Raw genomic sequence first — 19,150 nt, 5'->3', positions numbered from 1 at the left:
TCAAGAAGTCGTTCCATGTCAGACATGCCAGACGCCGCAAGGCCGGAGCCCGACGATCCGGCGGCGGTCGCCAGACAGGGGGCCGCGCTGCGGCAGGGCCGGCGCGTGGACGAGAGCGTCCGGTATCTTTCAAAGGCCATGCTGCGCCATCCCGGCGGCCTCGCGATCAGGTACGAGCTGGCGCTGTCCCTGCGCTGGCAGGGCGAGCATGCGCAAAGCCTGGCGCTGGTGGAGGAGATCCTCGCGGCCGAGCCGGCCCACAAGCCGGCGCTCTACGCGAGGGTCGACACCTTGATGCAGGCGCGGGATTTCGATGCCGCGCTGGAGGCGGCCCGGCAGATGCTGGCGCGCTTTCCCGGCGATCCCGCCGCGCTCGCAAAAAAGGGCGAGGCATTGCGGCAGGGCCGGCGCGTGGACGAGAGCATCCGTCACCTCTCCGAGGCTTTGCGGCGCCATCCGGACAACCTTCCGATCAAGCACGAGTTGGCGGTGTCGCTGCACTGGAACGGCGAGCATGCCGAGAGCCTGGTGCTGACCGAGGAGGTCCTCGTCGCCGCGCCGTCGCACAAGCCGGCGCTCTATGCCCGGGTCGAAATCCTGACGCGGATGAAGGACTTCGCCGCGGCCGCCGCCGCCGGCGCGGCACTGTCGGAACGGCATCCGGACGAGTGGCAGGCGCAGCTGCGTCATGCGGTGGCGCTGCGCCATGCCGGCGATCCGCTGGGCGCGCGCGGCATCATCGAGCGGATCCTGGCACGGCCGGACGCTCTCCAGCCGCAGGCGCGGGCGAGATTGCGCGTTGAGGCGTCGCGCTGTCTCACCGACAGGGGCGAGATACGGGCCGCGCTGGAGGCCGTGCGGGCGGCCCTGAAGGAGGCGCCGGGCAGCCGCGAGGCCGTGGTGCAGGCGATACAGCTGGAACGGTTCGCCCTCGATCATACCGCGGCCCTCCGGCTCTGCGACGAGGGCCTGGCCCGCTGGCCGGACGACGACGGCATCGTTCGCCAGAAGGTCACGACCTTGATGCAGGCGGGCGACATGACGGGCGCGCAGGCAGCCCTTGCCGCCTCGCGTCACCCGCATGCCGACCTGTGGATCGGGCTGGACCTGGACCTGCGCCACTTCGACCATGCGCGGGGCCGGCTCGACGAGCAGATCGCGAAAGGGGAGGGCTTGAGCCCGGCGCTGCAGCGGCTGGAGATCCGCCTCCTGCGAAACGAGGGCCGTGCCGACGACGCCCATGCGCGGATGCTGGCCTATTGGAACCGGAACGCCGGATCCCCGGAAGCCGCGGCGCTGGTCGTGAACGGCCTCGTCAGCACGGAGCGCATCGAGGAGGCGGAGGCCTTTGCCGCAGGGTTGCCGGACGCCTTGAGAGACCACACCGCGGTCAGGCGGGCGCTCGCCCATCTTGCGCTGACGCTCAGTGACATCGAGACCTCCACGGACCTCCTGATCGAGGATGCAAGGCACGCCCCCTCGCTTCTGGACCATGTCAGGAGACTGGTGGCGGCCGCGGGGCGGTGGGGCTTCGGGACGGCGCCGTCGCGCGCGGTGATGGCAAGGCTCGAGCACCTGCTGGCCGAGGCAGAGCATCGCCTTCCCGACTTTACGCTGGGCGTCCTGCGGGCGCAGGTCGCCATGGGAACGAGCGCCTGGGCCGAGCTGCTGACGCGCACCGGGCGCGCCTGCGGCCAGTCGCCCCGCGATATCCAGCTGCTGGCGCTCAAGGCACGGGCACAGTTCGAGACGGAAGAGTTCGCAAGGTCGCTGGCGGCGACCGAGACTGTCCTTTCGCATAACCCGGCCGATGTCGCGGCATTGAAGCTGCGTCACGAACTGTTCTTCGTGTTCGGCGATGCCGAGGGCGGGGCGGCGTTTCTCATCGAGCAGATCTGCTCCGGCGCGCTGCCTGCCGAGCATTGGATCTGGATGGCGCGCTACATCCCCCTCGTGGATCGCCTGACCGGGCTTCGCGAGTGGATCGCGCGCCATGCGGCCTTGCAGAGCCCGGACGTGTCCAACGCCACGAGGCTTGCACGGTACTTTCTGCGCCACGAGGACGATCCGACCAGGCTGGCTCCGTCATCCTATCCCCGATACCGACCCTTGAGCGGCGAGGACCTGCACGATCTGTTCGCGGCGGCGGAAGCCGGGCAGTCCGAACCGGGCACGCCCTCGGCCGCCGGGCTGATTGCATGGCAGCTGCAGGGCGAGGCGCGCGCCGACCGGGCGGCGTGGCTCGCACGCGCGCAGTACGCGACTTACCTCCACCGGGTCATCGGCCCGCGCAATGTGTGCCGCGATGCCCGGCTCGCATTCGAGCGCAGCGATGCCTTCGCCGAGCTGGAGGAGCGCATGAGGTCGCGCGTTCCCACGCTGATCGTCGGAACGCATCTGGGTATCGGCAACCTGATTTTTCGCGGGAGTTATTTTCAGAACACCGCGTTCCTGGTGAGCTCGGTGACCCGTCACGAGGACCTGAACAGCAATTACGAGATCATCCTACCGACAGACCGACTGGCTGCGGCACGGATCGTCAAATGCCTGAAAGGCGGGATGAGCGTCTTCTCCACCCCCGATTTTCCGGCCGAGGCCAACACGAAGGCAGGCTTCAGGAGCGAGGCGGCCGGCAGCCTGTTCGGTGTGCGCTGCACGCTGCTCGACACGGTGCCGAAGGTCGCCCAGGCGCTGGGGGTGCCGATCTACTGGATGCAGGCCCTGCGGTCGGGCACGGACGTGCGGGTCGATGTGCGGCGCATGGCGGACGCCTTGCCGGACGAAGACACCGATAGCTGGGCCGCGCGCTGGGCGCAGGACTATCTGGACCTTCTTGCCGGCGTCATGACGTCGGGCGCGGACAACCAGAATTTCTCCTCGGTCATGTACCGCTATCTGATGCTGAAGAAGGACGATCTCAGCCTCGCCCGGCACAATTATGAGTCCACGACCTAGGTCGTGGACTCATAATTGTGCCGGAAACGGCGTCCGGTCGGGCAATGATATGCTAGGAGGAGCGCGATGGCCGGGGCAGTCCCCCGGCCGAGCGATCCGACGCCGCAGATCGAAGCTCGAACGGCGCCCTTCGGGTATGCCGGAACCCGCCGGCAACAGCGTCGCAAGCCCTTGAAAACCTAATGGTTTCCTGCGGCCTTGCTCCTTGTATCCGATCGGGTTCGGGCATACCGTTTCTCGTCAGAATTATGAGTTCACGACCTAGCCCTGCGTGGCGAGCTGGAGCCGCGGCGGAGCCGAGCGCGGGCGCTGCGCCTTCGACGCCGTCTTGTCCTCGTAAAGCCGCGCGTCGGCGAGGGAGAACAGCCGGTCGCCGCTGGCGGGCTCCTCGCCGGACCCCGCAAGGCCGATGGCGGCGGACATCGGCACGGTCTCGCCGTCCACGGCCAGCGGCGACGAGGCCACCTTCCGGCGGATCGCCTGGGCCAGCGTGCCGGCCTCGGCAAGGGGCGCAGCGGGAAGCAGCAGGGCGAACTCGTCGCCGCCGAGACGCGCGACCAGGTCGCCGGGCCTTGCGCAGGAGAGCAGAACTTGCGCGAAATGCGCCAGCGCCCGGTCGCCGGCCAGATGGCCGAAGCGGTCGTTGAGGGGCTTGAAGTCGTTGAGATCGATCAGCACCAGGCACCAGGGGCGCTCGTTCGCCTGTTGCTGCAACCGGTCCATGCGGGCCGCGAAGGCCCGGCGGTTGGCAAGGCCCGTCAGCGCGTCGGTTTCCGAAAGGCTCTTCAGTTGCCGGTGCAGACTGTCGACGGCCATCAGCGCAAAGCCGAGGTTCCAGACGGTGGCGCTGAACACCGTGCAGAGCAGGGCATAGGAGGCGAGCGCGTAATAGACCTCGTAGTCCAGCGCGCCCGCGAGCACCGCCCCGTTCGAGGCGACGATGAGGGTCTGGCCGGCAAGCGCCACGGCGAAGGCGGTGGCGGCAATCACCGCGCCGATGCCCGAGACCCGGTTGCGCAGCAGCTGGACAAGGCAGGCCAGCATCACGGCGGACTGGCCCGAGGCATAGACGATGGCGCGGCCGCGGCCGCTGTCGTGCAGGGCGATCATCACGACCGCGGCGGCGAGGGAAAAGGCAACGGCGAGCACCTGTCCGCCGTCTTGCCGGGAAAAGCGCCGCAAGCCGATCCAGAACTGCGCGAAACCGAAAAGGATGATCGTGTTGCCGAGGACGGCGGGCACCAGCGCGCCCGCATTGCCCTGGGTCGCCAGCACGAGCCCGCCCACCAGCGACAGAAGCGTACCGGCGAGCCAGTGCCGGGCGGCGGTGTGCGGGCGGTACATCCAGGCAAACCCCGCCCAGACCGCGGTCACGGCCAGCGAGTTGAGGAAGATCAGGATATAAAGGGTCTGAAAGTCGAGAGCGGGCATCGGGTGTCATCCTGTCGCCTCCCAGTAGGAGAGGGCGGATGAACATCGGCTGAACCGGATCGTTGCAATTTTAGGGATCGGCGGAAGGGGCGGTGGACACTGCGCCGCGATGCAAGGCGAGAGGCTGCCCCGGCCTTGTCCCCAAGCCGTTCGCGGCGCAGGAGATTATGCCCGCGCGGCGACCTTGCCGGTCATCGCGAAGGCCCGAGGCGGGCGCTTTCGGCCAATGTTTTCAACGGAAGGGGAAAATTGGTGGAGCCGAGGGGAATCGAACCCCTGACCTCTGCAGTGCGATTGCAGCGCTCTCCCATCTGAGCTACGGCCCCGCTCTTCGAGCGTGAGCGGCATTTAGGAGAGGGCAGGTGCCCCTGTCAAGCATTTCCCCGGTGCGTGAGGACAGCCTGTAGACAAGCCCGGCTTGCGGGCCGGGATGCGGGTCTCTGGAGCCTTGCGGCGGGCGCGCGCGGCGGCTACATGAGGGGAAATCGCCCGTTTGTCCAAGCCCCCCGACGGTCCAAGCCGGAGACCCGCCGCCCATGCGTGCCATCCTCGACGTGATCTTCCTCATCCTCAATCTCTATACGTGGGTGATCATCGCCAGCGCGATCTTCTCCTGGCTCTATGCCTTCAACGTGATCAACTCGCGCAACCAGTTCGTCGCGATGATCGGGCAGGTGCTCTACAACCTGACCGAACCCTTGCTGCGGCCGATCCGCCGCTATGTGCCGTCGATGGGCGGGCTCGACCTGTCGCCGATCATCCTGCTGCTCGGCATCTTCCTGCTGCAGCGGGTGCTGGCCTATTACGTCTATCCCAACGTCTTCTGACGCCTTGGCCGGCCCGGCCGCGATGACCGGCGATGCGGAGACGGCGTGGAGCGTGACGCGGGACGGGGTGCGCCTTGCGGTGCGGGCAACGCCGCGCGCCGCGCGCGACGGCATCGACGGGGTGACGCGGCTGTCCGACGGGCGGGCCGTGCTCTGCGTGCGGGTGCGGGCGGTCGCCGACAAGGGCGCGGCCAATGCGGCCGTCGCCAGCGTGCTGGCCGCCGAACTCGGCCTTGCGAAGCGCGACGTGCGGCTGACCGCGGGCGCGACGGCGCGGCTCAAGACGTTTCTCCTTGGCGCCCGCGATGACGCGGATGCGCAAGCGATTGCCGCTCGCCTTGCCGACATCGCCGGCAGCGGGCGGCTAGAGTAACCCAACTTTACTTTGGCGGTGTCTTCCGGAGGTTCCATGACTGCAAAGCTGATCGACGGCAAGGCGCGGGCGGCGCGCCTGCGCGGCGATGTGCGCGAGGCCGTTTCCGCGCTGAAGGCCGGTCACGGCGTGATGCCCGGCCTTGCGGTGGTGCTGGTCGGCGAGGACCCGGCGAGCCAGGTCTATGTCGCCAACAAGGTGCGCCAGACCGAGGAATGCGGCATGCGCTCGATCGAGCACCGGCTGCCGGCGGAGACGCCCGAGGCGGAGCTGCTGGATCTGGTGGCGCGGCTCAATGCGGACCCGGAGGTCGACGGCATCCTGGTGCAGATGCCGCTGCCGGCGCAGATCGACACGGACAAGGTGGTGCTGGCCATCGACCCGGCCAAGGATGTCGACGGGCTGCACCCGACCAATGCCGGGCGGATCGTGCTCGGCCGGCCGGGCCTGGTACCCTGCACGCCGAAGGGCTGCGTGATGCTGGCGAGCGAGGCGCATGGCGGGGATCTCTCCGGCCTCGACGCGGTGGTGCTCGGCCGCTCGATCCTGGTCGGCAAGCCGGTTGCGCTGCTGCTGCAGAACGCCAATTGCACGGTGACCATGGCGCATTCGCGCACGCGCGACATCGCCGACCTGTGCCGGCGCGCCGATATTCTGGTCGCGGCCGTCGGCCGGCCGCAGATGGTGCGCGGCGACTGGGTGAAGCCGGGGGCGACGGTGATCGATGTCGGCATCAACCGGGTGCCGGCGCCCGAGCGCGGCGAGGGCAAGACGCGGCTCGTCGGCGACGTCGCCTTCGACGAGGCGGTGAAGGTCGCCGGGGCGATCACCCCGGTGCCGGGCGGCGTCGGGCCGATGACCATCGCCTGCCTGCTGGCCAACACCGTGCAGGCGGCCTGTGCCCGCCGGGGGCTGCCCGCCCCGGCGCTGTAAGATCAGCGCTTTGAGGATCTCCACAGGCGGATGAGCGCTGCGGAGAGGCTGTCGGCTGGCCGGTCCCGGGTCGCGGCTGCGCCTTGCCCGGGAAGACGCAGGAGAGGGCCGGGAGAGAGGCTGCTCCGAAAGAGCGTCCTGAACAGTACCCCGAAAACGAAAAAGCGCGCCGGAGGGCGCGCTTTTTGTTTGGCTGAGCTGGGCTGGATCAGGCGCGGTTGGCGTTGCCGCCGGCCGGCGCAGGCAGCAGGACCGCGAGCATCAGCCGGTAGGGCAGGAGCAGGGCGGCGGCGACCAGCAGCTTCACCGTGAAATCGCCGGCGGCCCAGGACAGCCAGCGCGGCAGTTCCAGGGAAAAGACGCCGAGGAAGGGCGCGGACGAGGTGGCGAACTCGTCGCCATAGCCGAGCAGCGGGGTCGCCGCGAGCGAGAAGGCGAGGCCGAAGAACAGCACCGTGTCGAGGATCGAGGCCAGCGTCGAGGAGACGGCCGGGGCCAGCCACCAGGTGAAGCGGCGCAGCCGGTCGAAGACGGCAATGTCCAGCAGGTGGGCCATCAGGAAGGCCGAGCCGGAGGCGACCGCGATGCGCGGGGTCGCAAGCCAGATCGACAGCAGCACGGCCAGCGCGAAGCCGACCAGCACGACCTTGCGTGCGGCGCTCGGGCCGAAGCGGCGGTTGGTGAGATCGGTGACGAGGAAGGCGGCCGGATAGGTGAAGGCGCCCCAGGTCAGCAGGTCGGCAAGGTTCAGCCCGCCCAGCGTCGCTTCCAGCGGATACTGGACCAGGATGTTGGAGGCGACGACGACGACCGCCATGGCAAGGACCGCCGGGACGGCCTGCGAAAGGGTGAAGGGTGCCGGTGCGAAGCGGGTCTGCGTCATGTCGATGGGTCCTGACCTTCGGCCGCGTGCCGGCCGGGTGCGGTACGGCCCGGCCGATGCCGGAACCGCGACCGGAAAACGCGAAAAGAGGCGCCATGGCGCCTCCTGCAAGCTCGTTCGTCGATGATCGCGCCGCGTCCGGCGGGGCGAGCCTGCCGGACGGTTGCGAAGACGGGCCGTATCAGGCCGCGGCAGCCGAAGCGGCCAGGCGGCGCCGGATCTCGGTGCGCAGGATGCGGGCCTTCGGCGACAGGTCGCTCTCGGCAGCCTTCATGAGGAAGGCGTCGAGGCCGCCGCGATGCTCGACCGAGCGCAGCGCATGCGCGGAGATGCGCAGCTTGTAGGTCTCGCCCAGCGCGTCGGAAATCAGCGACACGTTGCACAGGTTCGGCAGGAACCGGCGGCGCGACTTGTTGTTGGCGTGGCTGACGTTGTTACCGGTCATCACGTCCTTGCCGGTGAGTTCGCAACGGCGTGCCATGGGACACCTTTTTCTTTCTTCTCGGAGCGAGCCCCGATCGTTTCAAGACGGGGCGGATGCCCCTGCTGGAGATTGCCGGGGCGTTCGCGGACCCGCACGGCCCGGCGCCCATTGTCCGGCAATGGTCGAAAAGTCGGCTTGCTATACGGGGCGAGCGACGCGCCGTCAAGGCGTCTTGCACGCGAAATCGCGCGAAAGCGGCGGACCGTCCGCGCGCCGGCGACCAAGGACGCAAGTCCCGATACCGCAAGAGTGGCGCGGGCGCAACGCGGCGCGCCCATCGCCGGAAGAGGCCTCGACGACATTTGCAGTCCGTTAACCATGCGGTTACCGTGTTTCGCGAGAATGCCAGCACGAACGGTTCGCCGTCCCGCAGGGTTTCAGGCCGCAGGCCATCCTCTCGCGGGAAAATGCTTTGCGTCCCCCCGGGGTCCCTTTTCGGCTCTTCGGGTCGGTCTTGTCGGGTCGGTTCCTTCGGTCCACCGGGCCCGCCGCGTCCTCAAGCTCGAGGGCGCGCGTGCATCGGCGACGGGCCGCCCGAAGCGGGTGCGCAGGCAGGGCCGGAAGTCGAGTGTGTTGTCCGGCCGGCCGCGGCCGCGCGGAGTGTGAGGTTCCGATGTCCAGGCTCTTCCTTTCGTCTGCAAGGTCACAGGCCCGCCGCCTGCTTCCCGCCGGCTTTGCCGCCGCCGCCATGCTGGCCGCCCCGTTGGCGTCCGTTCCGGCCAGCGCCGAGACCGCACGGCTCGGCGGCGTCTACGATATCTCCGTCTCCGGCTTCAAGATCGCCCGCGGCTCGCTGTCGCTGGTGCTGCAGGCCAACGCCTATTCCGCAAAGGTCGGCATGGAGCCGGCCGGCATCGGCACGCTGTTTTCCGCCGGCAAGGGCGGGGCGGAGGCCTCCGGCTGGGTGTCGGGGAAGAAGGTGGTGCCGTCGAGCTACAAGATGGCCTCGCGTGCGGCCGACCGCGACTTCTTCGTCGACCTGGCGCAGGGCTCGGGCAAGGTGCGCTCGATGCGCGTGACGCCGAAGTTCAAGCCCAATCCGGAGCGGATCGAGGTCACCAAGAAGCACACGCGCAACGTCGTCGACCCGCTCAGCGCCATCCTGATGCCGGTGAAGGCGGCCAAGGGCCAGCCGGACGCCTCGGTCTGCGACCGCCGCATCCCGGTGTTCGACGGCTGGACGCGCTTCGACATCCAGCTCGGCTTCAAGGAAATCCGCGAGGTCTCGGGCAAGGGCTACGACGGCAAGGTGGTGGTGTGCTCGGCGCGCTGGATCCCGGTCGCCGGCCATCGCCCCTCCACCAAGTCGGTGAAGTACATGGCCGAAAACCGCCGCATGGAAGCCTGGCTCGCTCCTCTCGGCTCCGGCCGCGTCTTCGTGCCCTACCGCATAGAGATGGGCACCAACAGCGGCACGCTGGTGGTGGAACCGCGCCAGCTCGACTTCAAGGCCGGCCAGGACCAGGCCGCCCGCTGAAGCGAAAACTGCTTCTGACGCCCCCGATTTCACAAGCGCCGGCGCGGATCGCTCCCGCCGGCGCTTGCATTTTCGCCTCGCGCACGCCATGTCGACGCGGCGGGCAACTTGACAGCGGCAGCCTCCCTCGCCAGTGTCGCGCCGCAAATGACCCGGCGCCGGCATGAGGCCGCGCCGCAGACTTTCTGGACCGGTAAACCGATGCACAGCTTCCTCGAGTTCGAAAAACCCGTCGCCGACCTGCAGGGCAAGGTCCACGAGTTGCGGTCGGTCGCGGGTTCGGGCGAGGCGGTCGAGATATCGGGCGAGATCGAACGGCTGGAAAAGAAGGCCGAGCAGACGCTGCGCGACCTCTATTCGCGGCTGACGCCCTGGCAGAAGACGCTGGTGGCGCGCCATCCGGACCGTCCGCATGCGGCGGACTACATCACCGGGCTGATCGAGGACTTCACGCCGCTGGCCGGCGACCGCAGCTATGCCGAGGACGCGGCGATCATCGCCGGCATCGGCCGGTTCCGCGGCCGCTCGGTGGCGATCCTGGGCCAGGAGAAGGGCGCCGACACCCAGTCGCGGCTCAAGCACAATTTCGGCATGGCGCGGCCCGAGGGCTACCGCAAGGCGGTGCGCATCATGCAGATGGCCGAGCGGTTCTCGCTGCCGGTGATTTCCTTCGTCGACACTGCCGGCGCCTATCCGGGCATCGGCGCCGAGGAGCGCGGCCAGGCCGAGGCGATCGCCCGCTCGACCGATGCCTGCCTGGCGCTGGGGACGGCGAACCTTGCCCTGATCATCGGCGAAGGCGGCTCGGGCGGTGCCATCGCCATCGCCACCGCCAACCACGTCGCCATGCTGGAGCACGCGATCTACAGCGTGATCTCGCCGGAGGCCGGCGCCTCGATCCTGTGGCGCGACAGCGCCAGGGCGCAGGACGCGGCCACCAACATGAAGATCACCGCGCAGGACCTGATCCAGCTCAAGGTGATCGACGAGATCGTCGAGGAGCCGCTGGGCGGCGCGCACCGGGCCAAGGCCATCGTCATCGACCGTGCGGGCGGGGCCATCGACAAGGCGCTCGCCCGGTTCGACGGGATGAGCGGCGCCGAGATCCGCGCCCATCGCCGCGACAAGTTCCTGGCCATCGGCCGGTCGCTGTAAGCCCGCCAGGGGCTTCGATCGCGCTCTGCCGCCAAAACGCCAGAATCTTGCGTCAGCAAGACGCGAGCATTGTGAAATCCGTCCGCAGGGCGGCGCTGGAACCGTTGTGTTTCCGGCCGCCGCTGAGGGCAGGACCGCTGGCGGGGTAACTCCCAAGTGACTGGAAGTGCGGGCCGCGCCGACCGATAGTGGCGGCATGGCAGGCAGGCATGACGGTCGCGGGGCAGGGATTTCGAACAGGGTCCCTGACAGGTTTCGGGCAGGGTTCGGGCTCAGTTTCGGCAGGGTTTTAGGCAGACAGGCATGATGGTGCAGGGGATCGCACGGCTTCGCACAAACACCCGCAGGACGCTTGTGGCGCTGGCGCTTGCCGGCGCGCTCGCCGGTTGCCAGGCCGACGAGATGATCACCTCCGGGCCGAAGCACCTGCGCGAGATCAGCGCCAGCATCCGGCAGAAGATGCCGGGCCTCGACATGTCGACGACCAGCCCGATCATGCTGCGCATCTTCAAGGAAGAATCCACCCTTGAAGTGTGGAAGCAGACGCGCAACGGCCGATATGCGCTGCTGGAGACGTTCGAGATCTGCAAGTGGTCCGGCGAGCTGGGTCCGAAGGTCAAGGAAGGCGACCGCCAGGCGCCGGAAGGCTTCTACGAGATCACCCCGGCATTGATGAACCCGAATTCCAGCTATCACCTGGCGTTCAACCTCGGCTATCCCAACCAGTACGACCGCTCGCACAACCGCACCGGCACGCATCTGATGGTGCATGGCGCCTGCTCCTCGCGCGGGTGCTACGCGATGACCGACCAGCAGGTGCAGGACATCTACGGCCTGGCGCGCGAGAGCTTCAAGGGCGGCCAGCGCTCGTTCCAGGTGCAGGCCTTTCCCTTCCGCATGACCGCGGAGAACATGGCCAAGCACCGCAAGTCCGAGCATTATGACTTCTGGCGGATGCTGAAGAGCGGCTACGACCATTTCGAGGTGACCAAGCAGCCGCCGAAGATCGCCGTCTGCGAGAAGCGCTATGTCTTCGACGCGGTGCCGCTGGTGGAGGGCGTACCGTTCCGCGCCACCGCCAAGTGCCCGGAATACGACATTCCCGACGCCATCGAGGTCGCAGTCGCGCAGAAGCAGCGCAAGGACGAGCAGAAGATCATCGAGATCGCCGCGGCAGAGGAGCGGGCCGAGCGCCGGCGCGCGCAGATCGCCGCGCTCTTCGGCAACAGCGAGGCGGACAAGGCCGGCGAGACGGCAGAGACGCCGGGCGAGACGACCCCGGCGGCCGGCACCAGCCAGCCCGTCGCGGTGGCCGCGACCACGGCGGCGCCTGCCGCTGCAACGGCCCGAGAAGCTACGGCGACAGCAGCCACGGCGACGACCGAGGCTGCCACGCAGCAGACGGCCTTCGCTGCGACCGAGAAGAAGACGTCCGGCGGGTTCTTCAGCCGGCTGTTCTCAGGGGGCAGCAGCGACGAGGCCGAGGCTGCCGACGGCACGCCGGACCCGAATGCGCCGGTGCCCCCGGCCAAGCCGTGATCATTGGAACTGTCGTAGGTTTTACGCCCAGATCGCCATGCGCAGGCCTCTTGCGTCGCGCTCCGGCTCGCGCGGGAACGGCGTCGCACGCCCCTGCGCGATGCGCTCGGCGATCACCGCATTGACGCAGGCATCGATCAGATCGTCGCGGCCGGCCCCGGATGGCGGGCGCTGGCGCAGGAATGCCTCGTCGTAGCCGTAGCGGCACAATAGGGCGATGCGCTCCTCGAGGCCCGGCATGCTGGCCGCGCTTTTCACCTTTTTCGGCAGGCTCATTGCCCGTTCGCCGTTGAGCCGCCAGAAGGCGAGCTCGGGGTGCACCTCGAAGACGCGCGCCTCCAGCGCCGGGGTCATCAGCGCGTCGATCTCGCGGATCTTCGGGAAGAGGTGGAAGGCCTGGCGGGACACCTTGCGCGGCGGCTCTGAGGTCGCGAGCGCGGTGCTGCAGGCCTCGCCGTAGTCCTCGCAGAAGACGGCAGCGCGCGAGGGCACGGAAAAGACCGAGGACTGGCGCTCGCCGAGCAGCGGGCGCACGCAGCGCTCCGGCCCGCGCCCGCCAAGGCCGGCACGCTCCGGCAGGCCGATGGGCATGTCGACGGCAAGGACGGAAATGCCAGGATCGGCGAGAAGCTCACCGAAGGCGCGCAGCTGCAGCAGCGTGTGGCGGGGCGGAGCATCCGGCGCCGCGAATTCGCGCAGGACCGCGATCCATCCCGAGCGGCAGCCGTCGATGCCGGCGACCCGCAGCATGGGCTTCGCGTCCCGGCCGCTCAGGCGCGCAGCGGCGCGTCGAGCACGCGCCGGCAGGAAACGAGCGCCATCGGATTGATCAGCGAGGACTGCTCGTCGGCAAGCAGCAGGTCGCGGGCATGGCGCTTGACCGAGCGGGCGACCATCTCGAAGACGGTGCCGGCGGAGCGCTTCAACGCGGTCTCGTCGTCGAGCCCGGCCAACAGGCCGGCGGTGAAGGTGGCGGCCATCAGGTCGCCGGTGCCATGCGGTGCGTTCGGCACCAGCCCGTGCTCGGCGGCGATGGTGGCGCGCGGCGTCACCAGCAGGTTGCAGGTGGAGTTGCGGCGCATGGCGGGGGCGGAGGTGACCAGCACGCGCTGCGGCCCGAGCGCGCGGGCGGCGGCGATGGTGTCCGCCTCGCTCTCGATCCGGCGGCCGCTCATCCATTGCAGCTCGAAGAGGTTGGGCGTTGCCACATCGGCGAGCGGCAGCAGCGTGTCGCGCACGGCGGCGGCGGTTTCCTGCGGCACGTAGAGGTCGCCGTCGTCGCCGCTGATCGGATCGCAGAGATAGAGCGCGCGCGGATTGGCCTTGCGCACCGCCGCAACGAGGCGGGCGACGGCGGCGGCCTGCGAGGGGCTGCCGAGATAGCCGGAGACGACCGCGCCGATGCGCGGCAGCAGGTCGGCGCCAATCAGGTTGTCGGCGAGCGCGGCAAAGCCCGCATCGTCCTGCACATGGCGGTGGCCGCGCCCTTCGTCCGGGTTCCACGGCAGCAGGATGGTGGGCAGGAACCAGACCTGGTGGCCGAGCCGTTCCAGCGCGAAGAGCGTGACGCGGCCGCCGACGGAGCCGCGAACGACCTGCGAATTGATGACGAGGACGTCGCGCGCGTCGGCCGCGGCGGGCATGAGCTTGGTCATTCCGCAGCGGACCGTTCGCCGCCGAAGCGGTTGCGGATATAGGCGTCGACCATCGCCTTGAACTCCTCGGCGATACCGGCGCCGCGCAGGGTCGCGACCTTCTTGCCGTCGACGAAGACGGGGGCGGAGGGCGCCTCGCCCGTGCCGGGCAGGGAGATGCCGATATCGGCGAACTTGCTCTCGCCCGGACCGTTGACGATGCAACCCATCACCGCGACGTTGAGCGCCTCGACGCCGGGATATTTCTCGCGCCACACCGGCATGGAGCGGCGGATGTCGTCCTGGATGTCGCGGGCCAGCTCCTGGAACACGGTGGAGGTGGTGCGGCCGCACCCCGGACAGGCGGCGACGACGGGGATGAAGGCGCGGAAGCCCATCACCTGCAGCAGTTCCTGCGCCACCTGCACCTCGCGGGTGCGGTCGCCGCCGGGCTCCGGCGTCAGCGACACGCGGATCGTGTCGCCGATGCCCTGCTGCAGCAGGATGCCCATGGAGGCGGCGGAGGCGACGATGCCCTTGGTGCCCATGCCGGCCTCGGTCAGGCCGAGATGGAGGGCGTAGTCGCAGCGCGCGGCAAGGTCCGCATAGACGGCGATGAGGTCCTGCACCTGGCTGACCTTGGCCGACAGGATGATCTTGTCGCGGCCCATGCCGAGCTCCTCGGCCCTGGCGGCCGACAGAAGCCCGGAGCGCACGATCGCCTCGCGCATCACCGCGGCGGCCGAGACGGGCGCGGGGCTGGCGGCGTTCTCGTCCATCAGGTGGGTCAGCAGCTCCTGGTCGAGCGAGCCCCAGTTGACGCCGATGCGCACCGGCTTGTCGTGCTTGAGGGCGATCTCGACGATCTCGGAGAACTGCCGGTCGCGCTTGTCGCGAAAGCCGACATTGCCCGGATTGATGCGGTATTTCTCCAGCGCCTCGGCACAGGCCGGATGATCGCTCAGGAGCTTGTGGCCGATATAGTGGAAGTCGCCGACCAGCGGCACATGGACGCCGATCCGCTCCAGCCGCTCGCGGATGCGCGGCACGGCGGCGGCGCTCTCGTCGCGGTCGACGGTGATGCGCACGATTTCCGAGCCGGCCCGCGCCAGTGCCGAGACCTGGGCGACGGTGGCGTCGATATCGGCCGTGTCGGTGTTGGTCATCGACTGGACGACGACCGGGGCGCCGCCGCCGACGGTGACCGAGCCGACCTTCACCGGGACCGAGACGCGCCGTGCGGCCGGTCCGGCCTGCGTTTCGCGGATGGGGCTGTTGCTCTGCATGTCGCCGATCGTCCCGATCTTGCGGAAGGCCTGCGCTCCCGCCCTGCAAGGATACCGCCCGATTGAATAGGGCGCGCCACGTGCTTTCGCAAGGCCGCAGCAGAGAGCACCGCCCCTGCCTGCTTGACGCGGGCGGTGCGAGACAGCATCTGAAATGGGCGCCATTTTCCAAAAAGGGGCAGGGAGCCCGCCCATGCTGCTCGTCGTTCTCAGCCGGACCCTTGAGCTTGCCCGCGACCGGTTCGGCACGCTGTTCGCCGCCGGCTGGGGCTACATGCTGCTGCTGCTGGCGCTGAACCTGGCGATCAGCGGCCAGTTGATGCCGGAAACGGGCTTTTCCACCGGCTCCTACATGATGGAGCCGCTGGCCGGCGAGGGGCTGGGCGGCGACCGCGAACGGGCGCTGCGCATCCTGGCGGGGGTGGCCAATGTCGCCACCGGCTTTTCCATTGCGGTGGCCTATCTGCGGCGCATCCTGCTTGGCGAGCGGGCGTTTCCTTTCGCCTTCGGCGCGCGCAACCTGCGGGTCGCGTGGAAGCTGCTGCTGCTCGGCGCGCTTTCCGGCGTCTTCTTCGTGCCGATGCTGCTGGTCGCCGGGCTGTTGCTGCCGGTGCTGGCGCCGGCCGGCTTCGCCCTGCTGCTGGCCAGCCCGTTCCTGACGGTGATGCTGGTGCAGCGGCTGTCGCTGGTGCTGCCGGCGGCCGCGCTCGACGACCGCATGTCGCTGGGAGACTCCTGGCGCCTGACCGCCGGTATCGGCTGGGCGCTGGTTCTCGCCGCGCTGGCCGTGGCGCTGGTGGCGGGGCTGGCGGCGGGCCTGTGGGTCGGCCTGGTCTGGCTGGTCGGCGAAGCCTTCGTGCCGGCGACGGGCATGGCCGCGGAGCTGCGCTCGGCGCTGGTGCCGATGGGCGTGATGGTGATCGTCACCTGGCTCTTCGCCTCGATGCATGCCACCGCCTATGCCCTGACGCGCGAGCGGTTCGTGGAACAGGCCGGCCTGAAGATCGCTGACGCGGAACGGGCGGCCGAACGGCGGGCGGAGGCCGGCCGCGACAAGGCGCGCCAGGCGGTGCGCTCGGTCATCGAGACCCGCTCCCGTCGGGATTGAGCCGCGCAGGAGTTGCCCGCCCCGCCGACGGTGCAGATGCGATCATGACTTGCCTGAGGCGCCAGCCTGTCGCAGAAGTGGAAGGTCTTTTTGAAGGGGGCTCCATGTTTGCAAGGACAACCGCCCGGCTGTTCACCGGTGCGTTCAAGGCATTGTTTTCCGATTTCGACGGGTTCCTGCGGATCGTCTGGGCCTGGTATGCGCTGGTCGCCGTGCTCGGCGTACTCGGCACGCTGCTTGCCGCCAATTCCATCGCGGTCGGGTTCGTGGTCGTTGCGGTCTGGCTGTGCTCCTCCGCCTCCATCGCCGTCGCCTGGCACCGCAACCTGCTGCTCGGCGAGCGGCCCGGGCCGGTGAATCTCAGCTTCGGCCGGCGCGAGATCGCCTATCTCGGCAAGACGCTGCTGGCGTTTCTCATCATGCTGATCCCGTCCATCGTGGTGATGACCGTCGCGACCCTGTTCATGCAGGGCTGGATGGGCTTGATCATCGCTGCCGGTATACTGGTGCTGCTGATCCTGCCGTCCTTCATGCGGCTGTGCCTCATCCTGCCGGCAACGGCGCTGGACGAGCCGCTGGGCATCAGCGATGCGTTTTATCGCAGCGAGGGGCTGGGTCTGCCCATGGCGCTGGCCGGCGTCGGTACCGGCCTGTGTATCGGCGCCGTGGACATGGTCCTGTCCTTCGTCGCCAACACGATTGGCGGGGGAGCGGTGTTCGCCGCGATCGCCGTGCTGATCCTGTCGCTGGCGCTGCAGATCGCCCTGACCGCGCTGCAGATCGGCATCCTGTCCGGCGGCTACTACATCCTGCGCGAACGCGACATGGCGCCGCCGGCGGCACCGCCGGCCGACTGACCGGAACTGCCTGCGACAGGGTGACCCGGGCGGCCCGCCGCCTCTTGTTGCAGTGCAGCGCGATCTCATGTTCTATGTGGCGGGCCGCCTGAACGGGCGGCCTTGCCGCGCCGGTCCGGCGCAGGCGGCACCGATTTTCGGACCGTTTCCAGCGTCCGCCAGGACAGGAGATCTCTTCGCATGCTCACCAACAAGTCCGCCCTCGTCACCGGCTCGACCTCGGGCATCGGCCTTGCCATCGCCCGCATCTATGCGGCGAACGGCGCCAATGTGACGATCAACGGGTTCGGCGATGCCGAGGCGATCGAGGCGGAGCGCGCCGGCATCGAGAGCGAGTTCGGCGTCAAGTGCCGCTATTCGTCCGCCGACATGACCAAGCCGGACGAGATCGCCGCGATGGTGACGGAGGCCGAGGCGGCGTTCGGCTCGCTCGACATCCTGGTCAACAATGCCGGCATCCAGCACGTCTCGCCGGTCGAGGAATTCCCCATCGAGAAGTGGGACGCGATCATCGCGATCAACCTGTCCTCGGCCTTTCACACGACGCGCGCGGCGGTGCCGGGCATGAAGGCCCGCGGCTGGGGCCGCATCATCAACACCGGCTCGGCCCATGCGCTGGTCGCCTCGCCGTTCAAGAGCGCCTATGTGGCGGCCAAGCACGGCATCGCCGGCTTCACCAAGACCATCGCGCTGGAAGTCGCCCAGTGCGGCATCACCGTCAACGCGATCTGCCCGGGCTATGTCTGGACGCCGCTGGTCGAGCGCCAGATCCCCGACACGATGAAGGCGCGTGGGCTGACCGAGGAACAGGTCAAGCGCGACGTGCTGCTGGCCGCCCAGCCGACCAAGGAATTCGTCACCGTCGACCAGGTGGCCTCGCTGGCGCTGTACCTGGCCGGCGACCAGGCGGCCTCGATCACCGGCACCATGCTGCAGATGGATGGCGGCTGGGTCGCCCAGTAAAGGGCGCCCGGCACGACGACCTACCCGGATCGCCCGGCCCCCGCGCCGGGCGATGCCGTTCTCCCATTCCTGCGACAGCCCGAGGCGACCCATGAGCAAAGCTCCCAAGCCGATCAATCTCGCCCTGCAGGGCGGCGGGGCGCATGGCGCCTTCACCTGGGGCGTGCTCGACTGGATGCTGGAGAGCGGCCGCTTCACCATCGAGGGCATCAGCGGCACCTCGGCCGGGGCGATGAACGCGGTGGTGCTGGCCGACGGCTTCCACAAGGGCGGCGAGGACGGGGCGCGCGAGGCGCTGGAGAAGTTCTGGAAGGCGGTCAGCGACCAGGCCTGGCTCAGCCCGCTGCGGCGCTCGCCCATCGACATCATCATGGGGCAGTGGAGCCTCGACATGTCGCCGAGCTATCTCGCCTTCGACATCGCCTCGCGCTTCGCCTCTCCTTACGAGTTCAACCCGCTCAACATCAATCCGCTGCGCGACGTGGTGGAGCAGACGGTCGACTTCGAGGCGGTGCGCGCCTGCGACCGGCTGAAGATCTTCATCAGCGCCACCAACGTGCAGTCGGGCAAGATCAAGGTGTTTTCCGACGGCGAGATCACGCTCGATGCGGTGATGGCCTCGGCCTGCCTGCCGCATGTGTTCCAGGCGGTGGAGATCGACGGCGTGCCCTATTGGGACGGCGGCTACATGGGCAACCCGCCGCTGTTCCCGCTGTTCGGCACGACCGGAAGCAGCGACACGGTGCTGGTGCAGATCAACCCGGTGGAGCGCAAGGAAACGCCGCGCACGGCGCGCGAGATCCTCAACCGGCTCAACGAGATCACCTTCAACTCGACGCTCTTGCGCGAAATGCGCGCCATCGAGTTCGTCACCCGGCTGATCGAGGACGGCAAGCTGGAGGCCGGGCACTACCAGAAGGTCCACATGCACCGGATCTCGGCGACCGAGCTGAACCCGCTGCAGGCGTCCTCCAAGGTCAACGCGGAATGGCGGTTCCTCACCCATCTGCGCGACATCGGCCGCGCGGCGGCGCAGGACTGGGCGGACGCGCATTACGAGGCCGTCGGCAAGCGCTCGAGCGTCGATCTGCGCGCCGAGTTCCTGTGACGCGCGCCCGCCGGGTGATTCGTTTTTCGCGAAGGTGATTCGCGTCCGAACGGCGTTTTGCGCGCTTCGTTAACGCCCCTTAACCGCGTTTTGCGCTTCGCCTTGCAGATTGCGTCGCGGGGCGGTTAGCGACCCGT

17 protein-coding genes and 1 tRNA gene are annotated in these 19,150 nt (G+C 68.8%); 11 read left to right on the top strand and 7 right to left on the bottom strand.

The features are described 5' to 3' along the window. Positions 1-15 precede the first annotated feature (15 nt). A complete protein-coding gene (locus GH266_RS11490) occupies positions 16-2,955 on the top strand; it encodes a tetratricopeptide repeat protein (RefSeq protein WP_158194026.1) in 2,940 nt (979 codons plus the stop codon). A gap of 261 nt (positions 2,956-3,216) precedes the next feature. Here GH266_RS11490 and GH266_RS11485 read toward each other — a convergent pair whose 3' ends face one another. Both GH266_RS11485 and GH266_RS11480 read right to left on the bottom strand, forming a co-directional pair. Continuing rightward, complete coding sequence (locus tag GH266_RS11485; protein WP_158194025.1) at positions 3,217-4,386, bottom strand: GGDEF domain-containing protein; 1,170 nt, start codon at positions 4,384-4,386, stop codon at positions 3,217-3,219. Positions 4,387-4,636: 250 nt separating this feature from the next. Beyond that, positions 4,637-4,712: transfer RNA gene (locus tag GH266_RS11480), tRNA-Ala, on the bottom strand. A 210-nt stretch (positions 4,713-4,922) separates the two neighbouring features. Here GH266_RS11480 and GH266_RS11475 point away from each other — a divergent pair. Genes GH266_RS11475 through folD form a run of 3 tightly spaced genes read left to right on the top strand, consistent with a single transcriptional unit; the run spans position 4,923 to position 6,519 of the window. Next, positions 4,923-5,213, top strand: a complete 291-nt coding sequence (locus GH266_RS11475; protein ID WP_120270095.1) for a YggT family protein — start codon at positions 4,923-4,925, stop codon at positions 5,211-5,213. A 22-nt stretch (positions 5,214-5,235) separates the two neighbouring features. Beyond that, a complete protein-coding gene (locus GH266_RS11470) occupies positions 5,236-5,586 on the top strand; it encodes a DUF167 family protein (protein WP_158194024.1) in 351 nt (116 codons plus the stop codon). A gap of 36 nt (positions 5,587-5,622) precedes the next feature. Then, complete coding sequence (folD, locus tag GH266_RS11465; protein WP_158194023.1) at positions 5,623-6,519, top strand: bifunctional methylenetetrahydrofolate dehydrogenase/methenyltetrahydrofolate cyclohydrolase FolD; 897 nt, start codon at positions 5,623-5,625, stop codon at positions 6,517-6,519. 208 nt (positions 6,520-6,727) lie between these two features. On the opposite strand, the gene GH266_RS11460 is transcribed toward folD, so the two are convergent. Together GH266_RS11460 and rpmB are read right to left on the bottom strand one after the other, a co-directional pair. After that, positions 6,728-7,402, bottom strand: a complete 675-nt coding sequence (locus GH266_RS11460; RefSeq protein ID WP_158194022.1) for a VUT family protein — start codon at positions 7,400-7,402, stop codon at positions 6,728-6,730. A 181-nt stretch (positions 7,403-7,583) separates the two neighbouring features. Beyond that, entirely contained in the window at positions 7,584-7,883 is a 300-nt protein-coding gene (rpmB, locus tag GH266_RS11455) for a 50S ribosomal protein L28 (protein WP_158194021.1), read from the bottom strand. A 616-nt stretch (positions 7,884-8,499) separates the two neighbouring features. Between rpmB and GH266_RS11450 the strand changes: the two genes are divergently transcribed. From GH266_RS11450 to GH266_RS11440, 3 genes are all read left to right on the top strand, one after another. Then, positions 8,500-9,363 (top strand): DUF3108 domain-containing protein, encoded by an 864-nt coding sequence (locus tag GH266_RS11450; protein ID WP_158194020.1) that lies wholly within the window; start codon positions 8,500-8,502, stop codon positions 9,361-9,363. A 201-nt stretch (positions 9,364-9,564) separates the two neighbouring features. Further along, positions 9,565-10,518 (top strand): acetyl-CoA carboxylase carboxyltransferase subunit alpha, encoded by a 954-nt coding sequence (locus GH266_RS11445; RefSeq protein WP_158194019.1) that lies wholly within the window; start codon positions 9,565-9,567, stop codon positions 10,516-10,518. Positions 10,519-10,821: 303 nt separating this feature from the next. Then, entirely contained in the window at positions 10,822-12,057 is a 1,236-nt protein-coding gene (locus tag GH266_RS11440) for a L,D-transpeptidase family protein (RefSeq protein ID WP_199270508.1), read from the top strand. 21 nt (positions 12,058-12,078) lie between these two features. Here GH266_RS11440 and GH266_RS11435 read toward each other — a convergent pair whose 3' ends face one another. Genes GH266_RS11435 through ispG form a run of 3 tightly spaced genes read right to left on the bottom strand, consistent with a single transcriptional unit; the run spans position 12,079 to position 14,977 of the window. Next, positions 12,079-12,807: a DUF429 domain-containing protein gene (locus GH266_RS11435; protein ID WP_158194018.1), complete on the bottom strand. Its 729-nt coding sequence runs from the start codon at positions 12,805-12,807 to the stop codon at positions 12,079-12,081. Between the two features lie 20 nt (positions 12,808-12,827). Beyond that, a complete protein-coding gene (pdxY, locus tag GH266_RS11430) occupies positions 12,828-13,712 on the bottom strand; it encodes a pyridoxal kinase (protein ID WP_158194017.1) in 885 nt (294 codons plus the stop codon). Further along, positions 13,709-14,977, bottom strand: coding sequence for a flavodoxin-dependent (E)-4-hydroxy-3-methylbut-2-enyl-diphosphate synthase (gene ispG / locus GH266_RS11425; RefSeq protein WP_158194016.1), 1,269 nt, complete (start codon positions 14,975-14,977; stop codon positions 13,709-13,711). The genes pdxY and ispG overlap by 4 nt, the downstream gene beginning before the upstream one ends. Positions 14,978-15,170: 193 nt before the next feature. Between ispG and GH266_RS11420 the strand changes: the two genes are divergently transcribed. From GH266_RS11420 to GH266_RS11405, 4 genes are all read left to right on the top strand, one after another. Then, positions 15,171-16,085, top strand: coding sequence for a 4-hydroxy-3-methylbut-2-en-1-yl diphosphate synthase (locus tag GH266_RS11420; RefSeq protein WP_158194015.1), 915 nt, complete (start codon positions 15,171-15,173; stop codon positions 16,083-16,085). Between the two features lie 104 nt (positions 16,086-16,189). Beyond that, positions 16,190-16,942 carry a hypothetical protein gene (locus GH266_RS11415; protein WP_158194014.1) on the top strand — a complete coding sequence of 251 codons (753 nt, stop codon included), beginning with the start codon at positions 16,190-16,192 and terminating at the stop codon, positions 16,940-16,942. Positions 16,943-17,122: 180 nt separating this feature from the next. Next, positions 17,123-17,905, top strand: a complete 783-nt coding sequence (locus GH266_RS11410) for a 3-hydroxybutyrate dehydrogenase (protein WP_158194013.1) — start codon at positions 17,123-17,125, stop codon at positions 17,903-17,905. A gap of 91 nt (positions 17,906-17,996) precedes the next feature. Continuing rightward, positions 17,997-19,013: a patatin-like phospholipase family protein gene (locus tag GH266_RS11405; protein WP_158194012.1), complete on the top strand. Its 1,017-nt coding sequence runs from the start codon at positions 17,997-17,999 to the stop codon at positions 19,011-19,013. The last annotated feature ends 137 nt before the right edge of the window (positions 19,014-19,150 follow it).

The sequence above is a fragment of the Stappia indica genome, assembly GCF_009789575.1.
GTDB classification, from domain to species: Bacteria; Pseudomonadota; Alphaproteobacteria; order Rhizobiales; family Stappiaceae; genus Stappia; species Stappia indica_A.
This window is presented reverse-complemented; position numbering and strand designations above follow the sequence as displayed.